This window comes from Pseudomonas sp. SDO5271_S396 (genome assembly GCF_054071795.1).
In genome coordinates, this window is sequence record NZ_JBSVWB010000009.1 from 18,394 (window position 1) to 42,791 (window position 24,398).

Sequence of the window (24,398 nt, forward strand, 5' to 3'; positions counted from 1 at the left end):
GGCTGGCTCTAATCCCATAACAGAATTTGCAGGTTCGACTTGACCGGCACGGTCAGGCCGTTGGCGCCGCTCACCGGGGTTTGCGTACCTCGCAATGGGTCGTACAGGGTCGCGCTGGCCAGGTTCGGCAAGTGCGCGTTACCGCCCTGGGCGGACCAGAAGAACCACAGCTTGCGCCCGTCGGCGCGGGTCCAGCCGATGCTGAACAGGCCGTGGGGCAGTTGGTCGGCGATGGGCGGGTCGCCGGGGATGAGCTTGGGCCCGCTCACGTCGAGAAAGTTTTTCAGCGCGGTGTAGACCGGCTTGGGGTTGGTGTCGATGTCCAGCAAACCGTAGGAGCGGTCACGCACGCTGGCCCGCAGGTCGAGGTCGCTCAAGGTGAACAGGAAGATCCGGTCGTAATCCAGTGCACTCATCAACGCCAGGCGCCGCACCACGTAATCGGCCTGGGATTGGGGGCTGATCAGGTCCTGGGCGTCTTTGGGTCCCTTGTAGGTGGACCAGCCCCACTCGGTGCTCCACAGGGTCTGCACGCCGCCGCTGCGCAGGGCCTGGTTGAGCTGGGTGGCTTTGTCGATAAAGTCCAGGTTGGCCGGGTCGTTGCCTTCGGGCAACTGGGTGTAGGGGTGGTAGGACACGATGGTGTTCAGGCTGGCGACACCCAGCGCGCCGAGGGCACTGAACATGGTCTGGCCGTTGGGCATCTCGCTGAAGAACGCCATGCCGGCGGCCACCACCGGTTTGTTCGGGTCCACCACCCGCAGGGCGGCGGCGCTCAGGGTCAGCAACTGCGCATAGCCTGCCGGGTCCGCCGCCGGGCGCCAGAAGCCCAGCAAATTCGGTTCGTTCCACACCTGCCACGCATCGACGCTGGGGTAACGCTGGGACAACAGCGCGATGCGGTTGGCGAACACGTTCGGGTCTTTGGGCGGGTACTGGTCGGGGTACATCGACAGCGGCGGGGCGCTGGTGATGAAGCGCGCCGAGCCCACCAGGTAAAACACCGATTTGAGCTGGTTCTGTTGCAGCTTGCCCACCAGTTCATCGAGGGTGGCGAGCTTGTACTGGTTCTGCGCGGTTTCCAGCTGGTCCCAGTGCAGATCCAGGCGCACCCACTCCAGGCCCAGGGCCTTGAGGCGGTCGATCTGCTTCTGATAACGCTCGGGGCTGAACCACAGGAACTGCGCATTCACCCCCAGGAAATCCTTCCACACCACTTCCTTGTTGCCCTTGAGCACATGGCTTTGGGCGTCGGCCTGACGGCCCCATAAAAAGGCCGTCAGCCCCAGTGCGGCGACCACGGCCAGGGTGGCCAGCCACGTGCGTTTAGCGGCCATAAGGCGCCCCCTCGATGGCGTCGCCAAACAGCTTGGCAAATTTTGCCGCGGTCAGTGGCCACAGGCGTTCGCGGCCAATCTCGCCGGCACGTTCGGCCCAGTCCCGGGCCAGCAGCGGCGTGCGCGCCAGGCGCAGCAGTTGCTCGCCCAGGGCGCTTACGTTGCCTTCGGGGTAGATGGCGCCGTTGCCGCTGGCGACTTCCTCGGCAAAGGCGCGTGCATCGGAAGTGATTGCGCCGCGCCCGCAGGCCGTAGCCCAGGACAACGCGCCGCTGGTGCCGCGCTGGCGCCCCAGCAGGCCGAGTTTTTTCGATTCGCGATACGGCAGCACCATTACATGGTGGGCCTGGATCGTCTGGGCAATCTCCTCGGCGGGCAGGTTCAGTCGCCAGTCGATGGCGTCGGCCAGGCCGAGTTCGGCGATCTGTTTGTTCAACTGGTCCAGGTAGTTGCCGCCTGCGCCAAAGGCCATTTCCGCAGCGGTGCCACCGGCCAGGGTCAGGCGCACACGGTCACGCAATTCGGGGGCTTGTCGAAACACATCGGCCAGTGCCTGCACCAAGTCTTCGATGCCTTTGCCGCGGTAGATAAAACCGAAATACAACACGCGCAGGGTGTCGAGCGACGGCAGCGGTGCCGGCGCAATCGCCAGGTTGGCGTGGTTGATGACCGCCACTTTGCCCGCCGGCAATTGCATGCGTTGGCTCAGGCAGTCGGCGCCCAGGCGGGTCAGGGTGACCAGGCGGGTCAGGCTCTGGGCAACCTGACGCTCTTCGCGCAGGGTCAGGGGATCGGCCAGCACCACCGCCGCTTGCGGCAGCGGGCTGGGCAAACGGTCCAGCAGGTTCAGCGGAAAGGGCAGTTGCTCGCGCCGCCACACGATCCGCTCGGGATCATGCACGGTGGCGGTCAGCGGCAGTTGCGGGTAGGCCTTGCGCAGTTCGCGCAAGGCCAGGAACTCGCCGAGGCGACCGCCGCCCAGCTCGGCGTGGACCAGGTCCAAACCCTGCCAGTCGAAGGCCGCCACGGCTTGGCGGATTGCCGCACTGTTCGGCGACACACCGCTCAACGGGGTCAACACCGTGACGCCCAACTGCTCCAAGGCCGTCTTGAAATGGTTCGCGTAGTCGGCGATCCCGTTTTTTTCCGGTGGCAAGGGAGCGAGCAGGGCGATACGCATCAGAACGCCCCCCGGTAGTGGGCGATGGTGCGCAGGACCTTGGCCGGTACCTCGAACTTGCGGCGGTTGATAATGATGCCATCCACTTTGCCGAACGCCGTATTGAGGATCGACAGCGCATGTTCCACCACCGGCACCGTGCTTTTCTGGGCCTCCACCACCAGCGCGATCAGGTCGGCACGGCGCAGGTTGATAAAGGCATCGCGGTTGTCCAGCAGCGCCGAAGCGTCCAGCAGCACGACTTCACCCGGTGCCGGTGAATCGGCCCCGCCGATGCGCACCGAAATCCCGTTCTCTTGCAGCAACTGGCGCAGCTGTTCCACCACGAAGGTCACGCCTTCGCCGTGGCGCGCCGAAGTCAGCCCCAGGGTCAGGCCCTGTTCGGCGATCCGGTCGAGCTGCAACAAACCATATAGCCGATAGATGCTGGCGTTGAACGCGTTGGTGCTCTGCGCGGTGCTGGTGTCCAGCTCCGGCAGGGTGGTCCACAGCGGCAGGCCGAACTTGCGCTCCACCAGGCCACCGTCGTGAATACGCTGGTCGAGCAGGTAGCACAGGTAGATCACCAACAACCCGACGACGATCGCAAACGGGATCGCCAGCACCAGCATCACCAGGGTTTTCGGGAAGATGCGGCCCGGGTTCAGGGTGGCTTCCTCGATCACCGCAATGTTGCTGATCTGGCTGTTGTCCAGCTCACGGTCGATGCGCGATTTTTCCAGGTTATCCACGTACAGCGCATAGTTGCGCTCGGTGGCGCCCAGCTCGCGGGAGAGACGGGTCAGCTCAGGCTCGATCTCCAGGGCTTCCTTGCGTTGAGCCTCCAGGTTGACCAGTTGCTTTTGCTGTTGCACCAGTTGGGTACGCAGCGCCAGGTTGTTGCTGGACTCATCCAGCAGCACCCGCTGCAAGTGGATTTCCAGGGTGTTCGGCGCACGGTTTTCCGAACTCTGCACGGTGTTGCTTTCACTGGCGACCTGGGCCCGCATCGCCTGGATCGACGCGTCCAGGGCTTTGACCGGCGGCGCATTGTCGGTGTAGGTGCGCATCATGTCGGCCTTTTCCAGCAGCTTCTGGTTGAGCAGGCGACGCAAGTCCTGCTGCTGCGGGTTCAGGGCGATCTGGCGAACCGTGGTCACTTCCTTGGGCTGGCCCTTGAGTTGCTCACGGGTGCTGGCGATGGCGCTGTCGGACGAGGCGATCAACCGCGTGGTGTTGAAAGTTTCGCCGCGCAGCACGTTGATGCGCTCGGACAAGTCTTCCAGGCGGTCGGTGATGCTCGCCGCGCCGATCTGGTTCAAGTGCGTGAGGATCTGCTGCTTGTAGCTCTGGATCTCGGTCGCGCTGTTGGCCACCTGGCCTTCATAGAACGCGTACAGGCTCTTGCGGCCCAGGGCCTGGGTGCGCTCGTTGACGTAGGTGTCCACCCAGTGCTTGACCACCGCCTGGGCAATCTCCGGGTCGCCCCAGTGGAAGCTGATGTCCATCACCGTGGAACCGGCGGCATGGCTCACTTCGAAGTTTTTCTCCAGGCTCGCCGCGAGGCGTTCCACCGGCGTGGTCTTCTCGACGATGCCCACGGTTTCCAGCACCACGCGCACGCCATCGAACACCGCACCCACGCCGCTCTTGACGTAATACTTGGTGCGCTTCCAGAAGCCTTCCGGCGGTGGCGCGTTTTCGATGACCTCCAGGTAGTGCTCGGCCACCGCGCGCACGATGGGGCGCCCGGTCAGCAGGCGTTCCTCGTCGACAATCGGGTCACGCTGGGTGCTGGGCATCACCAGCGCCTGGCGGTTGCTGATCTCGATGGGCAGGGTCGAATCCCGCCCCGGCTTGACCAGCAGGCGCGCCGTGGACTCGTACTTGGCCGGCAGCAGGAAGGCCCCCAGCAGGATGATCACCAGCGCGGCGATGGCGGCCAGCCTGAACTCATGCCGGAAGATGAAGAACAAGCGCAGAAGATCACGAAAAGAACGGATCTCGATCATGGGATGTCGCTCCTTTAGTTATTGCCGCCGCTGGTTCGGGTGTAGTTGTAGCCCACCCCAATGGACTTGGTGAACGGGATCAATTGGTTCAAGTAGGTATCCACTCCCTGGATGCGCTCGCCCACATTGGATTTGGGCACGAACACCACGTCGCCCCGTTGCAGGCGAACCGGTTTGCGCCCATTGGGACCGGGTTTGAGGTACTGGCTGAAATCCAGGAAGTACGCGTGATACGCGCCCTGGGCATCTTCACGCAGCAGCGCGACCATGCTGGCATTGCCCGACGGGTTCACGCCGCCGGCGCCGATGATGGCTTGCTCCAGGGTGCTGGCCAGGCCGATCTGCACCGCCGTCGGGTTGTTCACCGCGCCGCCGACGATCACCGAATTGGCCGGTGCCTGGTTGATGTTCACCGTCACCCGGGGTTCGCGATACACCGGCGCGAGCTTGTTGCTCAGTTCGGTGGCCAGCTCCGAGGGCTGACGCCCCGCGACCTGGATCGGCCCCAGGAACGGGTAGTTGATCTTGCCGTCGGCCTGCACGGTGTACAGCGTCAGCTCATAGATGGTGCTGACGTTGAACGCCGAGAGGGTCGGCATCTCGCCGGCGTCGCGCACAATGCGCAACTGATCGCCGACGCGGATGCGTTCCACCGCCGGCGGCAGTTGGGCAAGCTGATCGAGGGCGCGCTTGCCGTCTTCGACGGTCTTGTCGTCCGGCGGGACGATGCGCGCGGGTGTATTGCAGGCGGCCAGGGCCATCATGGCCAGGACGAGCACGGTTCGTTTCATCAAATGGGACTTCCTGTTGGTCATGATGCTCACCTCCAATAACCGGGGAACATGCTGATGCGCCGTTTGAGGGCGAGGGGGAGGCGGCGCTCCAGATGGCCCAGCCGGTAGCCGAGCAGCTTGAACGCGCTGCGCACCAGGACTTCGGGTACGCGGTGCAATGCACCGGCTGCGCGCAATGCCGCCAGCTCAGCCAGTACATAGCGTTTACCTTCACCGCCGGCATCGCCAAATGCCTGGCGGATCCACGGTTCGCGACCGTAGAACACGCCAATGTCGAAGTAGCGGTGAAATTCATCCATGAGTCGGTAATCGTGGGAGTGATACACCAGCGCCGAGGCGGCGTAGCGCACCTTGTAGCCTTCCAGCAGCATGCGCGCCGCGACGTAGGCGTCTTCGCTGCCGATCACGTCGGCGGGAAAACCGCCGACCGATTGCAGGGCGCTGCGCCGGTACACCGAGAACGAGTCGGAACTGAAGCACGTCTTGATGCCCAGCTCCGGCGCATCGGCCAGGCTCTTGCTGCGGCTCTGGGCCGGGTAGTTGAAATGCCGCGACTGCGCGCCCAGCACCCCGGCACCGGGATGCGGCAATTGCCGACCGTAGGCCACGCCGTTGTGCGGGTCCTGCTGCAATTCGTCGAGCAGGTTGGCGAAGGTGTCGGGGGCGGCGGGGATGGCGTCCTGGGTCATGACGATCAGCGCGTCGCCATTCACCTGTTCGCTGGCCCAGCGCCGTGTGCCGCCGTGATTGAAGTCGCGGGCGTCGATCACTTCGACCCGGGCGCCGAAGTCGCGAAAGCGCGCCACGGTGTCATCGCTGGAGGCGCTGTCCACCACCAGCATTTCGTCCGGTTGCAGGGTCTGCATTTTCAGCGCCGGCAGCAGTCGCGCCAGGTGGCTGGAGGCGTTGCGGGTCGGGATGATCAGTGACGTGCGCATGTCATTTTTTCACTTCAGCGGGCGCCCGCCCGTAGATGTCGTCAAAGCGCACGATGTCGTCTTCGCCCAGGTACTCGCCGCTCTGCACTTCGATCATCACCAGGTCGATGATGCCGGGGTTGGTCAGCCGGTGTTTGTGCCCGGCGGGAATGTAAGTGGACTCGTTGGCGTTGATCAGGAATTCGCGCTCGCCATTGGTGATCTGCGCCGCGCCGCTGACCACCACCCAGTGTTCGCTGCGGTGGTGGTGCATCTGCAACGACAGCGACGCCTGGGGCTTGACCACGATGCGCTTGATCTTGAACCGGCTGCTTTCCTCCAGCACGGTGTAGGTGCCCCAGGGTCGGGTGACCGTGCGGTGCAGGCTGTACGCCGGGTGGTTCTGGCGCTTGAGTTCGGCAACGATGTAACGCACATCCTGACTGCGGTGCGCATCGGCGATCAGCAGGGCGTCGGGAGTGTCGACGATGATCAGGTCGCGTACGCCCACCGCGCCGAGGACGCGCTTGGGCGAGTCGATGTAGCAGTTGTGCACGTCATGCAGAATCGCTTCGCCATTGACCTGGTTGCCATGGGCGTCGCTGGGCGTGAGCTGCCGCAGGGCTTCCCACGACCCGATATCGCTCCAGCCGATGTCGCAGGGCACCACGGCCACTTGCCGGGATTTTTCCATCAGGGCCACGTCGATGGACACATCCGGCGCGCTGCCGAACGCTTCGGAATCCAGCTCGCGCTGGCGCGAAGTCTTGTTTTGCAGGCTCTGGCTGTGTTCCAGCGCGGCCTGGGCGGCGGCCAGCACGTCGGGCGCGTGGGTGCCGAGTTCTTCCACCAGGGTGCTGGCCTTGAAGCAGAACATCCCGGCGTTCCACAGGTGCTTGCCGCCGTCCAGATAGGCCTGGGCCGTGGCCAGGTCGGGCTTCTCGACGAAGCGCTTGACCCGGTTGCCATGGCTCAGTTTTTCACCTTGTTCGATATAGCCGAAGCCGGTTTCCGGATGGTCAGGCTGGATGCCGAAGGTCACCAGGTAGCCCGCTTCGGCCAGGTCACGGGCCTCGTTGACCGCCTGTGCGAACGCCACTTCGTTGAGGATCAGATGGTCGGCCGGCATCACCAGCAACTGGGCGTCGCCGCCGAAATGCTCCTGCACGTGCAACGCCGCCACCGCGATCGCTGCTGCGGTGTTGCGGCCAAACGGCTCGAGCAGCAAGTCCAGAGGCAGGTGCCCCTTGTTCACGCCACGGTAGTCGTCGAGGGTGCGAAACAACAGGTCGCGGTTGGTCACCGTCAGCACGCTTTCCACGCCCGGCAGTTTGGCGGCGCGCTGGAAGGTCTTTTGCAGCAGGCTCTGGCCGTCGCGCATGCGCATGAAGGGCTTGGGCATGTTCTGCCGGGACACCGGCCACAACCGCGTGCCCGAACCACCGGAAATGATGCAGGGAATTAATCCGTTGAGTGTATTCATCAATAGACTTCCTTGGTGGAAAGGACGGCCGGGACCGTCATGAAGACGATGTACAAGTCAAACCACACCGACCACTTGGAGATGTATTCCAGGTCGTACTCGACACGTTTCTGAATTTTGAACAGGGTGTCGGTTTCACCCCGGTAGCCGTTGATTTGCGCCCAGCCGGTGATCCCCGGCTTGACCCGGTGCCGCGAGCTGTATTCGCTCACGGCCACTTCGAACGGAATGCCCGCGGCCTTGGTCGCGGTGGCATGCGGGCGCGGGCCGACCATCGACATGTTGCCCAGCAGTACATTGAACAGCTGCGGCAACTCGTCGATGCTGGTCTTGCGGATGATCCGCCCCACACGGGTGATGCGCGGGTCCTCGCGGGTAGTCTGGCGTTCGGCGGTGAAGTCGCTCTGGTCGGTGAACATCGAGCGGAACTTGAACACGCGGATCTCGTTGTCGTTATAGCCGAAGCGGTTCTGACGAAACAGGATCGGGCCCCTGGAGTCGAGTTTGATCGCGAGCGCCGTCACCAGCATGATCGGTGACAGCGCCACCAACGCCAGGCTCGCCAGCAGCAAATCTTCGCAGCGCTTGATCACCGGCGACCAACCGCGCAGCGGCAATTGCGAGGTGTTGAACATCAGGATGCCGCCCACATCGGTGATGCGGCTGTGGCCGTAGCGCAGGGCCGCCATGTCGGGCACCAGCATCACGTTCACCGACATCTGCCGCAGGCGGTTGACCAGGCCGTGGATGCGTTGTTCGGCCGCCCAGGGCAGGGTGATCATCACCTGGTTGACCTGTTCCGCGCGGATCAGTTTTTCCAGGTCGCGGGTATTGCCCAGCAGGGGCAGGTTGCTCAGTTCCTTGGGGATGCGCTCGGTGCGGTCGTCGATAAACCCGATCAGGCCGGAGCGGATATCGCCGTTGCGTTGCAGGTGATCGGCGACGTGCACGGCGGTGTCGGTGAAGCCCAGGATCACCGTGCGTTGCAGGTACATGCCCTGGCGCATCAGCCGCCGGTACAGGCGCAGCATGAGCAGGCGTTCAAGGCAGAACAGCGCCAGGCTGGCGACGTACCACACCACCAGGTTGCGTGGGTTCACTTGCGGGAACATCTGCAGGATCTGGTACATGAACAGCAGGATGCAAAACGCCGCGGACCAGGCCTTGAGCTTGGTGCGCAGGCGCAGCCGATTGCTGAACAGCTCTTCGGAATAGATCCCCAGCGCCTGAAACAGAATGATGGTCAGGACCGCGAAAAACAGCAGCAGGCCCAGGAAATGGTTGCGCATTTCCGGCGCCATCGGGTCGGGGTAAAACACCAGGATCAGCGCGGGCAGAACGGCAGTCAGACCATGGATCAATTTGACGAACACAACAAAGAATTCAACGAAACCGGCACGCGTCAAAAACAGGCTGTCGACTGACGACTTCTCTCGCATAAAAACATCCCTCATTGCACTCCAGACTTCTGCGTTCGGCTGTGGGTTCAATAAAGCAGCGCGCTGCGTTAGTGAGGGCAAGTCGAACTACGGCTTCTCTGGGTAAAACGCAATTACCTATCCATTTGAAGGAAATTTGCGGGGGTAGTGGCTTAAGGAGTGTTCCTTTTTAGTTGCTTAGTCAATGAATTGACGATGATGCGGAGGTGGCATGCTAGACACGTTAATCAGTCTTTTTTGTGGCATTTTATTGACTTTCCTTGTCCGGACACTCGGTGTTTGGGCGTGTTTTTGAGTGTAGGAACAAATGTGAGAATTTTCCTGTTCGAAAGGAAAACCTTTTTTGCGGAGAGGTAGGAAAGGGGGACAAATAAAGTAAGAGAAGTGTGACGAAGTGCCCGTTATACAAGGCTTTCGGTCGGAAGGTAGTTGCCTTGCAAGGCTAGACGAAATAGTGAGTTTCGCACGGCAAGTTACGCAACTTCATGCAGGTGATGGGGAAAATTCTGGCACGTCGGTCGCCACCAGCCATGGAGAGCCCATGGCTGGCGTCAACGGCATCAGCCAAGCCTGGCCGCTGCACGGGCGACGATTTCACCGCGTACCCGGCGCGATTCCGCGGTGCGCTTTCTGGCTTCTTCCAATATATGGGCTGGGGCGGTGTCCGGGCTGCCCGCGTTGAACGGCGGCGCCGGCGCGTATTCCATCTGCAACTGCACCAGTTGCGCCGCCGCTTCGCTGTACAGCTCCGAGGCGAGGGTGAGGGCGAAGTCGATGCCGGCGGTGATGCCGCCGCCGGTCAACAGATTGCCGTCACGCACCACTCGCGCCTGTACCGGGATGGCACCCAGCGGGGCCAGCAGGTCGTGGTAAGCCCAGTGGGTGGTGGCTTTGCGGCCACGCAACAGGCCCGCCGCGCCGAGCACCAGCGCGCCGGTGCACACCGAGGTCACGTAGCGCGCGGTCTGGGCCTGATCCTTGAGAAAGTCCAGGGTCTGCGGGTCTTCCATCAACGCGCCGACGCCGGCACCACCGGGCACACAGATCACGTCCAGCCTCGGGCAATCGGCATAGCTCACGCTCGGGGTGAACACCAGCCCGTTGCTGGAGGTGACCGGCGCCAGGTCTTTCCACACCAGGTGAAGCTTCACGTCCGGCAGCGTGCCCATCACGTCGTACGGGCCGGTGAGGTCCAGTTGCTGGATGCCGGGGAACAAGAGAAAGCCGATCTGCACAGTCATGGTTGGGTCTCCGATAAAAGGGTGGACGGCTCTACTCTAGAAGCCTAGGCTTTGGCGTGTACGCCATTGAACCCACAAATCACGCCAAACATGCCTAGAATCATCCACATACTCGCGTTCGACCATGCCCAGGTGCTCGACGTGACCGGGCCGTTGCAAGTGTTTGCCTCGGCCAACGACCTGGCTCGCCAGCGCGGCTTGCCGCTGCCTTATGCCGCTTCCGTGATTGCCGCCCAGGCGGAGCCGGTGAAAACCTCCGCGGGTCTGGCGCTGCTGGCCGAGCCTTTGCCTGCCGTGGACGAACCTTGCGACACCCTGGTGATCGCCGGCGGTTGGGGCGTGTACGGTGCCGCCGAAGACGCGGACCTGGTGGCCTGGGTCCGCGAAAAGTCCCGTCACACCCGGCGCACGGCCTCGGTATGTACCGGCGCGTTTCTGCTGGCCGCCAGCGGCTTGCTGGATGGTCGTCGCGTGGCCACCCACTGGACCCGCTGTGAAGAACTGGCGCGCAAGTTCCCGTCGCTGACGGTGGAAGCCAACCCGATTTTCATCCAGCAGGGCGCGGTGTGGACCTCCGCCGGTGTGACCGCCGGCATCGACTTGTGTCTGGCCATGGTGGAGGAGGACTTGGGCCGCGCCGTGGCCCTGGAAGTGGCGCGCCATTTGGTGGTGTTTCTCAAGCGTCCCGGGGGGCAATCGCAATTCAGCGTCACCTTGTCCCTGCAAAAGAGTGACAGCCGTTTCGCCGAACTTCACGCCTGGATCGCGGACAACCTCACCCTCGATTTGACCATCGCCACCCTCGCGGCCCAGGCCGGCATGAGCGAGCGCAGCTTCGTGCGCCATTACCGCGCCGAGACCGGCCAGACCCCCGCGCGGGCGGTGGAACTGATTCGCGTCGAAAGCGCGCGTCGGCAACTGGTCGACAGTGTCACGCCGATCAAACGCATCGCCGTGCAGTGTGGCTTTGGCTGTGAAGAAACCCTGCGCCGCAGTTTTCTGAGGGCCTTGTCGGTTACGCCCCAGGCTTACCGCGAGCGCTTTTCGCCGGCCTAGGCGAGCAATTCGAGCAGGGCGTCCAGCGTGGCCTGCGGGGCTTCCTGGGGAATATTGTGGCCCACGCCCGGCAAGACCCGGCGGCGGTAAAACCCGCTGAAGTGCGGGGTGTCATCATCCACTGCCGGCGGCGGACCCACGCCGTCGTCGGCACCGCACAACGAAATGCTCGGCACCGAAATCGCCGGTTGCAGCGCCAGGGCCTGTTCGATGTGTTCCAGGGCAGGGTCGCCGGGGGCATACATGAAGCGGTGGCGATAGGAGTGAATCACCACCTCGACGAAGTCCGGGTTATCGAACGACGGCGCGGTCTGGCCATACAGGCCCGGCCCCTCGGCCCAGGTCGGCGACCAGAGTTTCCACAGCAGCTCACAGAACGCGCGGCGGTTGGCAGTCAGGCCATCGACGCCCCGCTGGGTGTGGAAGTAGAACTGGTACCACAACCGGTGCTCCTTCTCCGGCGCCCGAGGCTTGAGCGACTGGGCGATGTTCTGGATGTTGTAGCCATCCCCGGTGACCAACCCGCGCACCCGCTCAGGCCACAGCGCCGCGACGATACACGCGGCGCGCCCGCCCCAGTCGTAACCGGCGAGGGTCGCCCGGGCAATCGACAAGGCATCCATGAACTCCAGCAAGTCCTTGGCCAGTGCCGCCTGCTGGCCGGAGCGCAGCACCTGATCATGGATAAACCGCGTCGGTCCGTAGCCGCGCAGGTACGGCACCAGCACCCGATAACCTCGCTCGGCCAGGCGCGGGGCGATTTCGTCATAACCGCGCGGGTCATAGGGAAAACCATGCAACAGGATCACCGGCTCGCCCTCGACAGGGCCATGGGCTTCATACGCTACTTCGAGCATGGACGTGCGCACGTACAACAGCGGAGCGATAGGGGTCATGGTGGACGCTTTTCGGTTGGTCAGGGGTGCAGACACTCTAGCCCATGGCCGTGACGGCACGGGGTGCGAATGAAGGCAGTGGGTTTACTTGTCTAGCTCGAGCTCGGTGCTGCTCACTACGTGCTTGAAGTGATGCCGCCACAAATTCACCCCCAATTTTCCCGACCGGTCCAGCGACGAGCCTACTGTCAGGTCGCTGATCAACGTCGGCTGCAAACCCGCATCGAACAACGCAAACCCCGCTGCCAGCACGCAGGTGTCGGTCTGGATGCCGCACACCAGCACACGATCTGCGGCCAGGCTTTTCAAGTAGGCGATGGTCTCGGGAGTGGGGGCATAGCCATGTTTGATAAACACCCGATCAGCCGCCACCAGACTGTGGTCATCGGGTGCCGGTTGCCAGCCCAATTGGCGGGCGAAGGGGGTGACGCTTTCGTCATGTCGCTCCACGGTGGCCACAGACGGCAGGTGGCCGAGCAGGGCGTTGATGCCGTCGACCAGCCATGCCGGTGGGTTGAAGGACGGTTGCACATCGATGATCAGCAGTACCTGGCGCATGGGGTTCCTGTCGGCAGTCGAGGGGCGGGTCATTGTGCCCTAGGGCTGCCAGGTCGTCTTCTCCCCACTGAGCTTGCGGTCCAGAAACGTTGCCGCGCTGATCAATGCCAGATGGCTCAACGCTTGTGGCGTGTTGCCCAGGTGACGGGCCTGGTTGTCGAATTCTTCGGCATACAAACCCAGGGGGTTGGCGTAGCGCAGCAGTTGTTCGAATTCCAGATGGGCTTTTTCCACTTGCCCGGCGCGAGCCAGGCATTCGACGTACCAGAAGGAGCAGGCGGTGAACGCACCTTCGGTGCCTTGCAGGCCGTCGATCTGCGTGTCGTCGTTGCGGTAGCGGTAGACCATGCCGTCGCGCACCAGGCTTTTCTGAATCGCTTCCAGGGTCGAGAGCCAGCGTGGGTCGGTGGCCGCGACGAAGCGCACCAGCGGCATCAGCAGCATCGAACCGTCCAGGGCGGTGCTGCCGATATGCTGCACGAAGTGCCCGCGTTCTTCGTTCCAGAAGTTGCTCCAGATGTCGGCATAGATCGCCTGGCGCGTCTGGTCCCAGCGCGCGAATGGCGCTGGCAGCGAGCGTTTGGAGGCCAGGCGGATCGCCCGGTCCAGGGTCACCCAGCACATCAGCCGCGAATGCAGGAAGTGATGTTGCTCACCGCGCATTTCCCAGATGCCCACGTCCTCGCGGTTCCAGATCTCACAGACTTGGTCGGCTACTTCCACGGTGTGTTTCCAGCCTTCGTGGGAAATCGCTTCACCGTATTTGTTCACCAGGTAGACGGCGTCCATCAGCTCGCCGTAGATGTCCAGCTGGATCTGATCCACCGCTTCATTGCCGATGCGCACCGGCTTGGCGCCGCCATGGCCGGTCAGATGGTTAAGCGCACTTTCGGGCAGCTCCTGGCGGCCATCGATGCCGTACAGGATGTTGATCTTGGTCGGTTGGCCGCAGCAATCGCTGACCCGGCCCCTGAGCCAGCGCATGTAGTCGTTGGCTTCGTCGACGAAGCCCAGGCGCATGAAGGCATACACCGTGAACGACGCGTCGCGGATCCAGGTGTAGCGATAGTCCCAGTTGCGCTCGCCGCCGGGCGCTTCCGGCAGGCCGAAGGTGGCAGCGGCGATGATGGCGCCGTGTTTGCGCGAGGTCAGAAGTTTCAGGGTCAGGGCCGAGCGGTTGACCATTTCGCGCCAGCGTCCGCGGTAATTCGACTGGGCGATCCAGCCGCGCCAGAACTTCAGGGTATGGGCCAGCGCCAGGTCGGTGCAGCCGCTGTCGACCCGCTCGTCGTCCTGGCCGCCCAGTACGAACTCGGCGTCTTCATCCTGCTTGAGGGTGAACATGGCCACCGCCGCGTCATCCTCGATATGCAGCGGGTGGCTACCGGACAAGCGCACGCCGGGCTGGCCCTCGGCACTGAAACACACGGTGCCGTTGTCGACGGTGGCGTGGGTCGCCGTGCGTGCATAGTCATGGCGTACGGCGCAGCGCAGGTGGAGGCTGGCCGTACCGCTGACCACGCGCACGCGGCGAATCAGCAAGGGCAGGTCATCGATTTCTTCGCTGATGGTCAGCAGGTCGGTGATCTCCACCACGGCGGCGTCACTGAGCCAGCGGGTTTGCAGCACGTTGGTGTCGGGCAGGTAGATCTGCTCGCGACGGGCGTTGGGCAGGTCGGGGGCGAGCTGGAAAATGCCGGCGTCGGGAGTGTCCAGCAATGAACAGAAGATCGACGGGCTGTCGAATTCCGGCCAGCAGAAAAAGTCGATGCTGCCCTTGTCATTCACCAGCGCCGCACTGCGCATATCGCCGATGATGCCGTGGGCATCGATGGCGCTTTGGGGTTCGTTCCTGAAATCAACCATTGCCGCGAAACTCCGGATAAAGGCTCATGCCGCCATCGATGAACAGGGTGCTGCCGACCACGTAGTCGGAGGCATCGCTGGCCAGCCACACCACGGCGTTGGCCACGTCCTCCACGTCGCCCACGCGACCGTAGGGGATCAACTTCAACAGTTGCTGCTCGGCTGCGCCTTCGGTGGCGGCGCGGTTGATTGCCGTACGAATCGCCCCCGGCGCAATGCCGTTGATGCGGATGCGGTGTTCGCTGACTTCCTGGGCGAGGGTGCGCATCAGCATGTCCACGCCGCCTTTGGACGCGGCGTAGTTCACATGCCCGGCCCAGGGAATGACCTGGTGCACCGAGCTCATGTGGATGATTTTGCCGGCGGCCCGTGACACGCCGTCCCGCAGTCCCTGGCGCTGGAAGATACGCACGGCGGCGCGGGCACACAGGAACTGGCCCGTGAGGTTGACGCCGATCACTTGGTTCCAGTCCTCGAGTGTCATGTCGACCACGGCGGCGTCCCGTTGCATGCCCGAGTTGGCGACCAGGATATCCAAGTGGCCGAAGGCATCCAGGGTCTGTGCAAACAGGCGCTCCACCTCGGCTTCTTTCGACACGTCGGCACCGAGGGCGATCGCCCGCCCGCCACCGGCGTTGATCTGTGCCGCAAGGGCCTCGGCCGGCGCCGCCTGGGCGTTGTAGTTCAGCACCACGGCCGCCCCGGCCTGCGCCAGGGCCTTGGCTGCGCCCGCGCCGATCCCGGAACTGGCGCCGGTCACCAGCGCCACTTGTTGCTCCAACGAAATGTGCATCGCCCACCCAGTCTTTATCCGTGAGTTCAGTCAGCTGACTGATGAGGCGTTGCGGAAGTTCAGCGCTCAATGCGCCGAGCGGATGCTGGCTTGAGCGGCGCGGGCGCGAAAAAGTAAAAATCTGTAAACCGATAAGCGGCAAAGTGATGGCTTCTAAATAACCAGAAGGTATTAAAAAGCCGTCTAAAGGCGTTTGACAGGATTTTTGGCCTCGTGTCTCATAAGCACACCACAACCCACTCCGCTGGTAGTTCAGAAGTCATCGCGGAATTACCTATAAGAGATGCCCATGTACCCATCGGCAGTTATAGGAGAACTACCCAGTCAGGGGGCACTACCGAGGCAACGCGGTGCCCCCAAGTTAGTGATCTTCGATTGCGACGGCGTGCTCGTTCAAAGTGAAGAAATCACACTGTCTGTGTTGATCTCCATGCTTAATGCAGTTGCAAGTACCCAGGCGCCCGCAAGTACGCCTTTACATCCAGACCCCTTTATCGAGCGATTCCGCGGACGGAGGATTGCCGAGTGTTTGAAAGAAGCCGAGCACATTTTGAATATTCGCTTGGATCAGCACTTTGAAGTTACTTATCGGCAACAGTCGCTGGACGCCTTGGCGCGCAACTTGAAAGCCACTGAGGGCATTCACGAAGTACTCGACAAGTTGCCGATGAATTATTGCGTGGCGTCCAGTGCGCCGCGCGCAAAGATTGAACAGTGTTTGCAATTAACCGGGTTGTTTTCTTATTTCGAAGGCCGGGTATTCAGTTGTTATGAGTTGGGTCGCTGGAAACCCGATCCGTTGGTGTTTTTAACCGCCTGTGCGGCACATCAGGTGGATGTCGGTGATGCGCTGGTCGTTGAAGACAGTGTGACCGGTATTCAAGCGGCAGTGGCCGCGGGCATTAAAGTTCTGGGTTTTGGACCACCGGATCGACATGCGTTATTGGCATGTGCAGGTGCAATGCCGTTCTCGGACATGCGTGAACTGCCAACACTTTTTTAAATTCAAAGTTTCACAGGGAAGGATGCATTGTGAACACAACAGGCTACATCGAACGACTGAAGGTCAATGATCAACGCTCGCAAGTGTGGTGGGATTCATCGCCTGTCTTATATGCACCGTTCAAACAGTATTTGCTGGAGAAGTACCCGGCGGCCTGCGGCGCGATCGAGCAACTGATGCCGGATGATTTCTCGGAGCCCGGCCGCGGGTTCAGTGGCGTCACCACCAACCCGCGTCTGGTGACGGCGGCGATTCTTGAAAAGCCGGATTACTGGTCATCGCGCTTCAACCTGTCCGGGTTGTCGCCCAAGGAATTGCGCCGTGTCCTTTATAACGAAGTCATCGTCGAGGGGGCTGCCGCGCTCAAGTCACTCTGGGTGCACTCGGCGCAATCGGCCGGATGGATGTCGGCCCAGGTCGACCCGGTGGATGTGCGCAGCACGGAGCGCATGACGGCGCGTGGCCTGGAGTTGCGCCAGTTGGCGCCGAATGTGATGGTCAAGGTGCCGGGCAGCCTGGAAGGCCTGGCGACGGTCGAAGCCCTGGTGGCGCAAGGCTGCTCGGTCAACATCACGTTTTGCTTCACGGTTTCGCAGTTCCAGGCCGGCCTGCAGGCCATCGAGCGCGGCACGGCGACCGCCCGCGCCAACGGCATCGACACCCGCAGCTGCCGTCACGTGATCACCTTCATGATCGGCCGCTTCGCCAGCCAGCCCGAATTCACCCTGCAGGCCGTCGAGCGCGGCCTGACGCTGAGCCCGGAGGACCTGCGCTGGGCGGAACTGCTGATCTATGAGCAGGTACAGACCCTGGTCACGGCGTCGAAGCTGGCGGTGCAAACGCTGTTGTCGAGCATCAAGGTCGATGTCGACGCACGGGGCAACAAGTACGCCTGGCACCTGGAGAAAACCGGTCTGTCGGCGACCTGCTACACGCTGACGCCGGACGTGGTGGAGTTCCTGATCGAGCGCGAAAGCCACGGCAAGCCGGTCGGGCCGGTAGCGGAGCGGATCAAGCCGCCGCCGTCGACCTTTGCCAAGCTGGTGCGTATCCCGTACTTCGCCGAGGCGTACATGCCGGATGGCATCGAGCCTTACGACTTCGGCAACCAGGAGGCGTTTCTCAACGCCTGCAATGAAGCCAACAGCGCCCATCGCCGCCTGACGGACTATTGCGCGCGACTGTGCCCGCCCGCGAAGCCGTTCCGCCTGTCGATCAGCGCAATCATGGCCGCCGAATACGGGGTGGTGCTATGAACCGCATGGTGGGCTTGTGGGCGCACCCACGCTCGCGCTCCACGGTGCTGGAGCGGGTGTTTATCGAGCGCGGCGACTTCGAGGTATTCCACGAACCTTTTGCGCATATGGCGTTTTCGGCGGACTCGGCGATTCCGTCGGATGAATGGGACCTCGGTTTTCCCACCACGTATGCGGGTATCAAAGAGCATTTGTTACAGGCGAAAGAATCCAGGCACGTGTTTCATAAAGACATGTGTTACCACTGCCTGGATGATTTGAAAGTTGATCTGGCGTTTCTCGCGCAACAAGACAATATCTTTCTGATTCGCGAACCGGCCAGCAGCATTATTTCCCATTATCGGGTGCACCCCGATATGCCGATGGAAGCCATCGGGCATAAAGCCCTGTATGAGATTTTTTGCGTGGTCACCAAGTTGACCGGGAAAGTGCCTTATGTGATCAACGCCGATGATTTGGCGGCTGATCCGGAGCGGGTAATCCGAAAGTTATGTGACTACTTGAATATCGAATTTCTGCCCCACGCCATGACGTGGAAACGCGAATGCCCGGAACAATGGAAAACATGGCGCCGCTGGCATGAAGCGGCCGAACACAGTGAACGGATTGTTTCGCAGCCCATAACGTCCCTCGACAGGGATATCTTCAGCCAAGTGCCGAAGTTAAAAGCGATGTACGACTATCACCGCACGTTTTACGCGCGGATGAACGAATTTTGTCAATAGGGAGGGTGACATGAACACGTTGATTATTACTGGAGCGGCCAATGGTATCGGCCGCGCCACGCTGGAAAAAGCCATTCAACAGGGCTATTACGTGATTGCTGCGGATAAAGATGCCGAAGGCTTGCAGGCGCTGACGCTTATTTATGGGCCTGATGCACTGGAAGTTCACGTTGCCGACTTTGCGCAGGATGGCGTTATCAAAGGTTTTATTCCGGCGCTGTATGAACGCCATTCGACTATTTATGGGCTGATCAATAACGCGGGGATTTATCACGGTAAAAGTGTCTACGCCTACAGTGATGACGAAGTGGACGAAATCCTCAACGTCAACCTCAAGGCTCTGGTTTACCTGTCCAAGGATTTCGCCGAACGGGAAATGCGCCACGAAGCACCGCGCTGCATCGTCAATATCGCCTCGGTGGCCGGAGAGGTGGGGAGTTGCGATGCCCTTTACGGGGCGACCAAGGCCGCAGTGATCGGCCTGACCAAGGCCAACGCCTGGAATTTCGCGCCGTTCGTACGGGTGAACGCGGTGTCTCCCGCGTTGATTCATGACACTGCCATCTACGACACCATCCCCGAATACCGTCGTGTGGAATACGCACGCCAGGAAATCCTCAAGGACCCGATCCGGCCAGGCGGGGTGGCTGACGTCATCCTGCTGTTGGTCAGCGACGTGACGCGTCATATCACCGGCAAGGTCCTGCCGGTGGACAACGGAGCTTATCCACGATGAGCCCGTCGATGCCCAAGAAAAAGCTGCTGCTGGTGGGGGCGGGCAACCTGTGCCTGCAGATCCTCAAGATCCTGGCGCCCAGGAATGCCTTCGAATTCGTGGTGCTGGGGCGCAACGAAGAAGCGACCGTGCGGCTGTGCAACCTGGTGGCGCTGTCGTGTGCGCAACTGGGTCAATACATTGCGATCCAGCCGGTCATCGCCGACCTGACCGATGTCGACCGGGTCACGCGGGTGCTCAAGGAGCAGGCGCCGGACTTGATCGTGAACTGTGCGTCGTTGCAGTCATGGCGGGTCATCACCGGCTTGCCCAAATTGTCGTTCGAGCAACTGGACTCGGCGCAGTTCGGGCCGTGGTTGCCTATGCACCTGACCTTGATGCATCACTTGATGCAGGCGGTGCGGGCCTCGGGGATCGTGACCAGGACGGTCAATGCGGCGTTTCCCGACGCGGTCAATCCGATCCTGGCCCGGGTCGGGCTGGCGCCGGACCTGGGCGTGGGCAATGTGGCCAATCTGGTTCCCGCCACACGGCTCGCGATCGCGCGGTTGCACGGGTGTTCGCCCGCCGAGGTACAGGTGATGCTTTATGCCCAGCATTACTTCAGTCACTACGTGCCGCGCGGCGGCCTGCCGCCCCGCGCCAATTACCGCTTGTTGTACGAGGTTCAGGGGCGCCAGCCGGTCGAGCGGCCGTCGGACGCGGCGATTTTCGCCACGGTGCAATCGGATTTTCGCCGCTTGGGCGGCATCGATGGGCAGTTCCTCACCGCCTGCTCGGCAGTCACCGTGATCGAAGGGTTGTTTTCACCGACGCCGGTGCTGGTGCATGCACCGGGACCACTGGGCCTGCCGGGAGGCTACCCGGTGTGGCTGCAGAACGGCCAGATCCGGGTGCAGTTTTCCGAGGACTGCCCGCAGGACGACGCGGTGCGCATCAACGCCATTTGCCAGAGCCAGGACGGTATCGACGAGATCCATTGCGATGGCTCCGTCACCTTCAACCCGCAGTGCATGGCCGTCATGCAGGCGATGCTGGGCTACGCCAAAAACACCATGTCGATCGAGCAGTCCGCCGACTTCGCCCGTGAGTTGGCGAGCAAGTACTTCTCCTTTAAAAATTCAACCTGGTAGGTGTGCGATGAATCCATTGTCAACGCGGGAACATGATGAAGTGGCCAGTTACTCGGCCCAATACTCGACGGATTTTGTCGCGCGCTGGGACGACCTGATCGACTGGGACAAAAGGAAGGCGGGCGAGAACGGCTTTTTTGAAACCCTGCTGCGCAAGCTCGGGGTGCAGTCGGTCATCGACGTATCGACGGGCAGTGGTTTTCACTCGGTGCAGTTCAAGAACGCCGGGTTCGAAGTGGTCGCCACCGATGGCAGCAGCACCATGCTGACCAAGGCGCGGGAGAACTTTCGCCGGCGCGACCTGACCATTCAATCCCATTACCGTGACTGGCTGGCCCTGGATCCGCTGGAGCTTGGGCGATTCGACGCGGTGGTGTGCCTGGGCAGTTCGCTGTGCCACGTGTTCGACGCCCACACCCGGATCCGGGTGCTGGAAAAGTTCAGGGCGCTGCTCAAGCCCGGTGGTGTGCTGATTGTCGACCAGCGCAATTTTTTCGCGATCCGTGCGGGGAATTTCCAGTCCAGCGGCAACTATTACTACTGCGGCACCACCGCTTCGGTGAGCCTGGGACGCGTCGATCAGCGGGTGTGCGAGTTCATCTACAGCTTCGATAACGCCGAGCGCTACACGCTCAAAGTCTATCCGTTGTTGCCGGGCGAACTGACCACCGAAATCCTCGCCAGCGGCTTCGCCGAACATGAAACCTACGGCGATTTCCAGCGCGATTACGACATGATGCACTGCGATTTTGTCATCCACACCGCGCGTGCCGTGTGAAGGAGCTGTGATGAGCACACTTGTACAAAGCAATACGCGGGCACTGGACAGCGTGGTACTGGCGGTGGTGCTGACGGGCTTCGTGGCGAGCACCTACGGGTTCGGGGTGTACCTGTTCGCCAACCTGGTGGTCGACATGCGCCGCGACATCGGGTTCGACTACACCACGGTGGGCCTGATCACCGGCGGGGCCCAGGTGGGCTTCCTGCTGTTTTCCTCGGTGACCAGTTACATCAGTCGTTTCGTCGAGGGCTGGAAAATCAGCCTGGTCTCTACGGTAATGACGTCCCTGGCGTTGCTGGGCTTGAGCGTGAGCGACAGCATCGTCTTGTCGGGTGCGTTGTTGATCCTGCTGGGCGGCTGTTCTGCCTCGGTGTACATCCCGCTGGCGGAAATCGTCACCAAGGGCTTCAGCCCGGGCAACCGTTCGCGGGTCATGGGGCTGATTTCCAGTGGCACCAGTTACGGCGTTTTCATCAACGGCTTGCTGGTGTCGTTTCTCACGCTGCATGGCGGTTGGCGTTCGATCTGGCTGACCGCCGGCCTGGTGTCGGTGGCCTTGTGCATCGTCGCCTGGTTTCTGTTGCGCGGCATGGGTGGGAGCCCGCAGGTGGGGTTCGCCGACCAGCGTTCGAAGACGCTCGACAGCGATAAACCCTGGCTCGGACGCTCGCTGTACCTGACCTGGGCGATTGCCTTTCTCAACGGCATGGCGCTGTTGCCGTTCCAGACCTACCTGGCGCCTTACTTGCGCGACGAGTTGAGTGTGTCGGTGGCGTCCACCGGGTTTATCTGGACGACCATCGGCGCGGTGGGCATGGCGTCCGGGTTTCTGGTGGGATGGATTGCCGACAAGGTAGGGGTCAGGGCGTCGCTGGCCATGTGTTTCCTCAGTGCGGGCCTGGCCAGCACGCTGGTGTTCAGCTTCAGCAGTGTGCCGGTGTTCTACGTGGCGGCGTTTCTCTTTGCGCTGGTGTTTTACCCGATCTTCGGCCTGGTCCCCAGTTACATCGGGCAGATCGTGCCGGTCAGCCGGCTGACCCAGGCCTTCGGCATCGCCAACGTGCTGATCGGCCTGGGCGGCGTGTGCGGCAACTTCCTGGGCGGGTTGTCCAAGGACCTGACGGGCTCGTTCTCGACGGTCTATTGGGTGGTGGCGTTGCTGCTCTTTGTGCAATGCGTGATGGTGTTCCTGCTGGGCAACCCGCGGCTGACCACAACAGAAGGTGAACGGGCATGAACGACGCTGCCGAGACATCCAATCGAAACCTGCATGCCTACGCGTTCAGCCATCAGCGTGCGGCCCATTCGCCGATGAAGCAGCAGCCCATGGTCATCTGGATGACCGGAATCTCTGCCTCCGGAAAGTCGACCATTGCCGACGCGCTGGAAGTGACCTTGCAAGCCCGGGGGCGGGTGACCTGCATCATTGACGGTGATTCGGTGCGCGGCGGCCTGTGCCGGGACCTGGGGTTCACCGACGGTGACCGCGATGAAAATATCCGCCGGGTCGCGGAAGTCGCGCGTTTGATGCTCGAAGCCGGACTGATCGTGATCGTCGCGCTGATCTCGCCCTCATCGGCCAGCCGGCATTATGCGCGGTCGATCATCGGCAACGAGCATTTCGTCGAAGTGCACGTGGATGCGCCGCTCGCCACGGCGGAACAGCGTGACCCCAAGGGTCTGTACAAAAAGGCCCGGCTCGGGTTGATCAAGCACTTTACCGGCATCGATTCGGGCTACGACATCCCGGTGTTTCCCGAAGTGCACCTGAACACCCATTTGCTGACCGTCCAGCAGTCGGTCGAGGCGATTCTCCAACGGGTCGCCGCAATGGGAGAGGCGGCGTGCCCGTTGGTCTCCCCGTCGGAGTGAGGCTGTCGTCCACGCCTGCAAACAAGGTAATCTGCGGCCTCGCGCAATTACCGGGTGATCTCAGGGAGCGGGCATGACGCATTTCACGGGCACGGCAAAATCGATCCGCCTGATTGGCGGGTCGCGGGTGTTGGACTTTATCAATACCACCAACGGTCGGCGCCCGGGCACTTCGCTCATGGTCAAGGAAGAACGGCTCACCAGTGCACAGTTCTTCTTTGAGTGGGCCCTGCATGCGTCGCTGGTGTCCGCCGAAGAGTTCGAACTCTACAAGCCCATGGTGTTCGAGGTGCCCATTTCGTATCAGCCGGACCTGAACGCGATCATCGAATTCAGGGAGTGCCTGTACGGCGTGTTCTACAAGTTGTCCCAGCACCAGGTGGCTGCCGATGAAGCGCTGGAGCAGATCAACCTGGCGTTTCAACGCGGCGTCGTGTGGCGGGTGCTGGGTTCGGTGGACGGTTTGCCCGCCTGGCACTGGAAAATTTGCAGCTCGGCACAGGAACTGACAACCATGCTGATCGGCCGCCTGGCCATCGAAGCCACGCAATTGCTGGTGTCCCGTGACCTTCAGACCCTGCGCTGCTGCACCGCCACCGATTGCGATTGGATATTTCTCGATATCTCCAAGAACAAACAGCGCAAATGGTGCCAGATGAGCGTGTGCGGCAGCCGGGAAAAACTCAGCCGGCTGAAGCAGGCATCGGGCACGGCCTGAGCTGGGGTTATCGGTCGAGCGTGGCAATGATGCCGTAGGCGAAGCGTTTCAATACGGCGCTCTGCTGGCCGCCATCGTCGTCGAGGCTGAGCCATTGGGTCTGGTTGAACAGCATCCCGATCACCGCGTCTGCGGTCATGGGCAGCAGCATCGGAGGGGAAGGGGGCGCCTTGATCAAGTCCTTGATGATGTCCGAGAGAATCTGGATGTATTCGCGCTTCAGGCCATTGAAGTCGTCGGCTTGCTGGCGGGTCAGGTTGATCTGCTCGCGCGACAGCAGGTAGGTACGGCTCGCCGAATGCTCCCTGAAGGTCATGAACGTGTCGACGAAGCAGTCCAGCCGGTCGTCAGCCTGGGCCTTGCGGCGCAGGTTCAGGCGTGTGAAGTGAAGCAGCTCGCTGATGGCGTCTTCCATGAGTTCGTATAACAGCGACTGCTTGCTCTCGATGTGGTGATACAGCGAGCCCGGCTTGATGCCGACATACTCCGCCAGGTCCCGCAAGCCGATGGCCTGGAAACCGCGCAGGGCGAACAGCTCGCACGCCCCATCGAGGATGCGGTCACGCGGGCTCTTCGGCTCGGAAATGGTCATGGCGTTTCTCTCATGGCGAAGCGTTCGGGGT

Annotated in this window: 23 protein-coding genes; 10 read left to right on the forward strand and 13 right to left on the reverse strand. The window is 62.0% G+C overall.

Translation table 11 applies throughout. The annotated features are described in order from the left end of the window. Positions 1 to 8: 8 nt before the first annotated feature. The 8 genes from ACW9IN_RS09235 to ACW9IN_RS09270 form a co-directional block, all read right to left on the reverse strand. Positions 9 to 1,337 carry a GH39 family glycosyl hydrolase gene (locus ACW9IN_RS09235; RefSeq protein ID WP_457365594.1) on the reverse strand — a complete coding sequence of 443 codons (1,329 nt, stop codon included), beginning with the start codon at positions 1,335 to 1,337 and terminating at the stop codon, positions 9 to 11. Then, positions 1,327 to 2,517: a glycosyltransferase gene (locus tag ACW9IN_RS09240; protein WP_457365595.1), complete on the reverse strand. Its 1,191-nt coding sequence runs from the start codon at positions 2,515 to 2,517 to the stop codon at positions 1,327 to 1,329. Before ACW9IN_RS09240 ends, ACW9IN_RS09235 begins: the two co-directional genes overlap by 11 nt. After that, a complete protein-coding gene (locus ACW9IN_RS09245) occupies positions 2,517 to 4,508 on the reverse strand; it encodes a GumC family protein (protein ID WP_457365596.1) in 1,992 nt (663 codons plus the stop codon). The genes ACW9IN_RS09240 and ACW9IN_RS09245 overlap by 1 nt, the downstream gene beginning before the upstream one ends. A 14-nt stretch (positions 4,509 to 4,522) precedes the next feature. Then, positions 4,523 to 5,299, reverse strand: coding sequence for a polysaccharide biosynthesis/export family protein (locus ACW9IN_RS09250; RefSeq protein ID WP_457365597.1), 777 nt, complete (start codon positions 5,297 to 5,299; stop codon positions 4,523 to 4,525). A 29-nt stretch (positions 5,300 to 5,328) separates the two neighbouring features. Beyond that, on the reverse strand, positions 5,329 to 6,240 hold the full coding sequence (locus ACW9IN_RS09255) for a glycosyltransferase family 2 protein (protein ID WP_457365598.1): 912 nt from the start codon (positions 6,238 to 6,240) through the stop codon (positions 5,329 to 5,331). 1 nt (position 6,241) lies between these two features. Beyond that, positions 6,242 to 7,702 (reverse strand): mannose-1-phosphate guanylyltransferase/mannose-6-phosphate isomerase, encoded by a 1,461-nt coding sequence (locus ACW9IN_RS09260; protein ID WP_457365599.1) that lies wholly within the window; start codon positions 7,700 to 7,702, stop codon positions 6,242 to 6,244. Further along, positions 7,702 to 9,141, reverse strand: coding sequence for an undecaprenyl-phosphate glucose phosphotransferase (locus ACW9IN_RS09265; RefSeq protein WP_457365600.1), 1,440 nt, complete (start codon positions 9,139 to 9,141; stop codon positions 7,702 to 7,704). The genes ACW9IN_RS09260 and ACW9IN_RS09265 overlap by 1 nt, the downstream gene beginning before the upstream one ends. A 560-nt stretch (positions 9,142 to 9,701) precedes the next feature. Next, positions 9,702 to 10,382 (reverse strand): DJ-1/PfpI family protein, encoded by a 681-nt coding sequence (locus ACW9IN_RS09270; RefSeq protein ID WP_457365601.1) that lies wholly within the window; start codon positions 10,380 to 10,382, stop codon positions 9,702 to 9,704. A 90-nt stretch (positions 10,383 to 10,472) separates the two neighbouring features. Between ACW9IN_RS09270 and ACW9IN_RS09275 the strand changes: the two genes are divergently transcribed. Continuing rightward, a complete protein-coding gene (locus ACW9IN_RS09275) occupies positions 10,473 to 11,438 on the forward strand; it encodes a GlxA family transcriptional regulator (protein WP_457365602.1) in 966 nt (321 codons plus the stop codon). Here the strand turns inward: ACW9IN_RS09275 and ACW9IN_RS09280 are convergent. The 4 genes from ACW9IN_RS09280 to ACW9IN_RS09295 form a co-directional block, all read right to left on the reverse strand. Further along, positions 11,435 to 12,334, reverse strand: a complete 900-nt coding sequence (locus tag ACW9IN_RS09280) for an alpha/beta fold hydrolase (RefSeq protein WP_457365603.1) — start codon at positions 12,332 to 12,334, stop codon at positions 11,435 to 11,437. The two genes, ACW9IN_RS09275 and ACW9IN_RS09280, sit on opposite strands and share 4 nt — an antisense overlap. A gap of 84 nt (positions 12,335 to 12,418) precedes the next feature. Beyond that, a complete protein-coding gene (locus ACW9IN_RS09285; protein WP_457365604.1) occupies positions 12,419 to 12,892 on the reverse strand; it encodes a cysteine hydrolase family protein in 474 nt (157 codons plus the stop codon). A 39-nt stretch (positions 12,893 to 12,931) separates the two neighbouring features. After that, a complete protein-coding gene (locus tag ACW9IN_RS09290; protein WP_457365605.1) occupies positions 12,932 to 14,758 on the reverse strand; it encodes a glycoside hydrolase family 15 protein in 1,827 nt (608 codons plus the stop codon). Continuing rightward, positions 14,751 to 15,551: a glucose 1-dehydrogenase gene (locus tag ACW9IN_RS09295; protein WP_457365606.1), complete on the reverse strand. Its 801-nt coding sequence runs from the start codon at positions 15,549 to 15,551 to the stop codon at positions 14,751 to 14,753. Before ACW9IN_RS09295 ends, ACW9IN_RS09290 begins: the two co-directional genes overlap by 8 nt. Positions 15,552 to 15,840: 289 nt before the next feature. On the opposite strand from ACW9IN_RS09295, the gene ACW9IN_RS09300 reads away from it, so the two are divergent. From ACW9IN_RS09300 to ACW9IN_RS09340, 9 genes are all read left to right on the forward strand, one after another. Further along, entirely contained in the window at positions 15,841 to 16,554 is a 714-nt protein-coding gene (locus tag ACW9IN_RS09300; RefSeq protein ID WP_457365607.1) for an HAD family hydrolase, read from the forward strand. A 29-nt stretch (positions 16,555 to 16,583) separates the two neighbouring features. Then, positions 16,584 to 17,810: a transaldolase family protein gene (locus ACW9IN_RS09305; protein WP_457365608.1), complete on the forward strand. Its 1,227-nt coding sequence runs from the start codon at positions 16,584 to 16,586 to the stop codon at positions 17,808 to 17,810. Next, positions 17,807 to 18,535, forward strand: a complete 729-nt coding sequence (locus ACW9IN_RS09310; RefSeq protein ID WP_457365609.1) for a sulfotransferase-like domain-containing protein — start codon at positions 17,807 to 17,809, stop codon at positions 18,533 to 18,535. Before ACW9IN_RS09305 ends, ACW9IN_RS09310 begins: the two co-directional genes overlap by 4 nt. A gap of 10 nt (positions 18,536 to 18,545) precedes the next feature. Continuing rightward, on the forward strand, positions 18,546 to 19,271 hold the full coding sequence (locus ACW9IN_RS09315) for an SDR family oxidoreductase (protein ID WP_457365610.1): 726 nt from the start codon (positions 18,546 to 18,548) through the stop codon (positions 19,269 to 19,271). Then, positions 19,268 to 20,404 carry a hypothetical protein gene (locus tag ACW9IN_RS09320; protein ID WP_457365611.1) on the forward strand — a complete coding sequence of 379 codons (1,137 nt, stop codon included), beginning with the start codon at positions 19,268 to 19,270 and terminating at the stop codon, positions 20,402 to 20,404. The genes ACW9IN_RS09315 and ACW9IN_RS09320 overlap by 4 nt, the downstream gene beginning before the upstream one ends. Positions 20,405 to 20,411: 7 nt before the next feature. Further along, positions 20,412 to 21,182 (forward strand): class I SAM-dependent methyltransferase, encoded by a 771-nt coding sequence (locus ACW9IN_RS09325; protein ID WP_457365612.1) that lies wholly within the window; start codon positions 20,412 to 20,414, stop codon positions 21,180 to 21,182. Positions 21,183 to 21,192: 10 nt separating this feature from the next. Then, positions 21,193 to 22,422 carry an MFS transporter gene (locus ACW9IN_RS09330; RefSeq protein WP_457365613.1) on the forward strand — a complete coding sequence of 410 codons (1,230 nt, stop codon included), beginning with the start codon at positions 21,193 to 21,195 and terminating at the stop codon, positions 22,420 to 22,422. Then, positions 22,419 to 23,057 (forward strand): adenylyl-sulfate kinase, encoded by a 639-nt coding sequence (cysC, locus tag ACW9IN_RS09335; RefSeq protein WP_457365614.1) that lies wholly within the window; start codon positions 22,419 to 22,421, stop codon positions 23,055 to 23,057. The genes ACW9IN_RS09330 and cysC overlap by 4 nt, the downstream gene beginning before the upstream one ends. 73 nt (positions 23,058 to 23,130) lie before the next feature. Beyond that, entirely contained in the window at positions 23,131 to 23,775 is a 645-nt protein-coding gene (locus ACW9IN_RS09340; RefSeq protein WP_457365615.1) for a CGNR zinc finger domain-containing protein, read from the forward strand. A gap of 7 nt (positions 23,776 to 23,782) precedes the next feature. On the opposite strand, the gene ACW9IN_RS09345 is transcribed toward ACW9IN_RS09340, so the two are convergent. Continuing rightward, positions 23,783 to 24,367, reverse strand: coding sequence for a TetR/AcrR family transcriptional regulator (locus ACW9IN_RS09345; RefSeq protein WP_457365616.1), 585 nt, complete (start codon positions 24,365 to 24,367; stop codon positions 23,783 to 23,785). Positions 24,368 to 24,398: the final 31 nt, after the last annotated feature.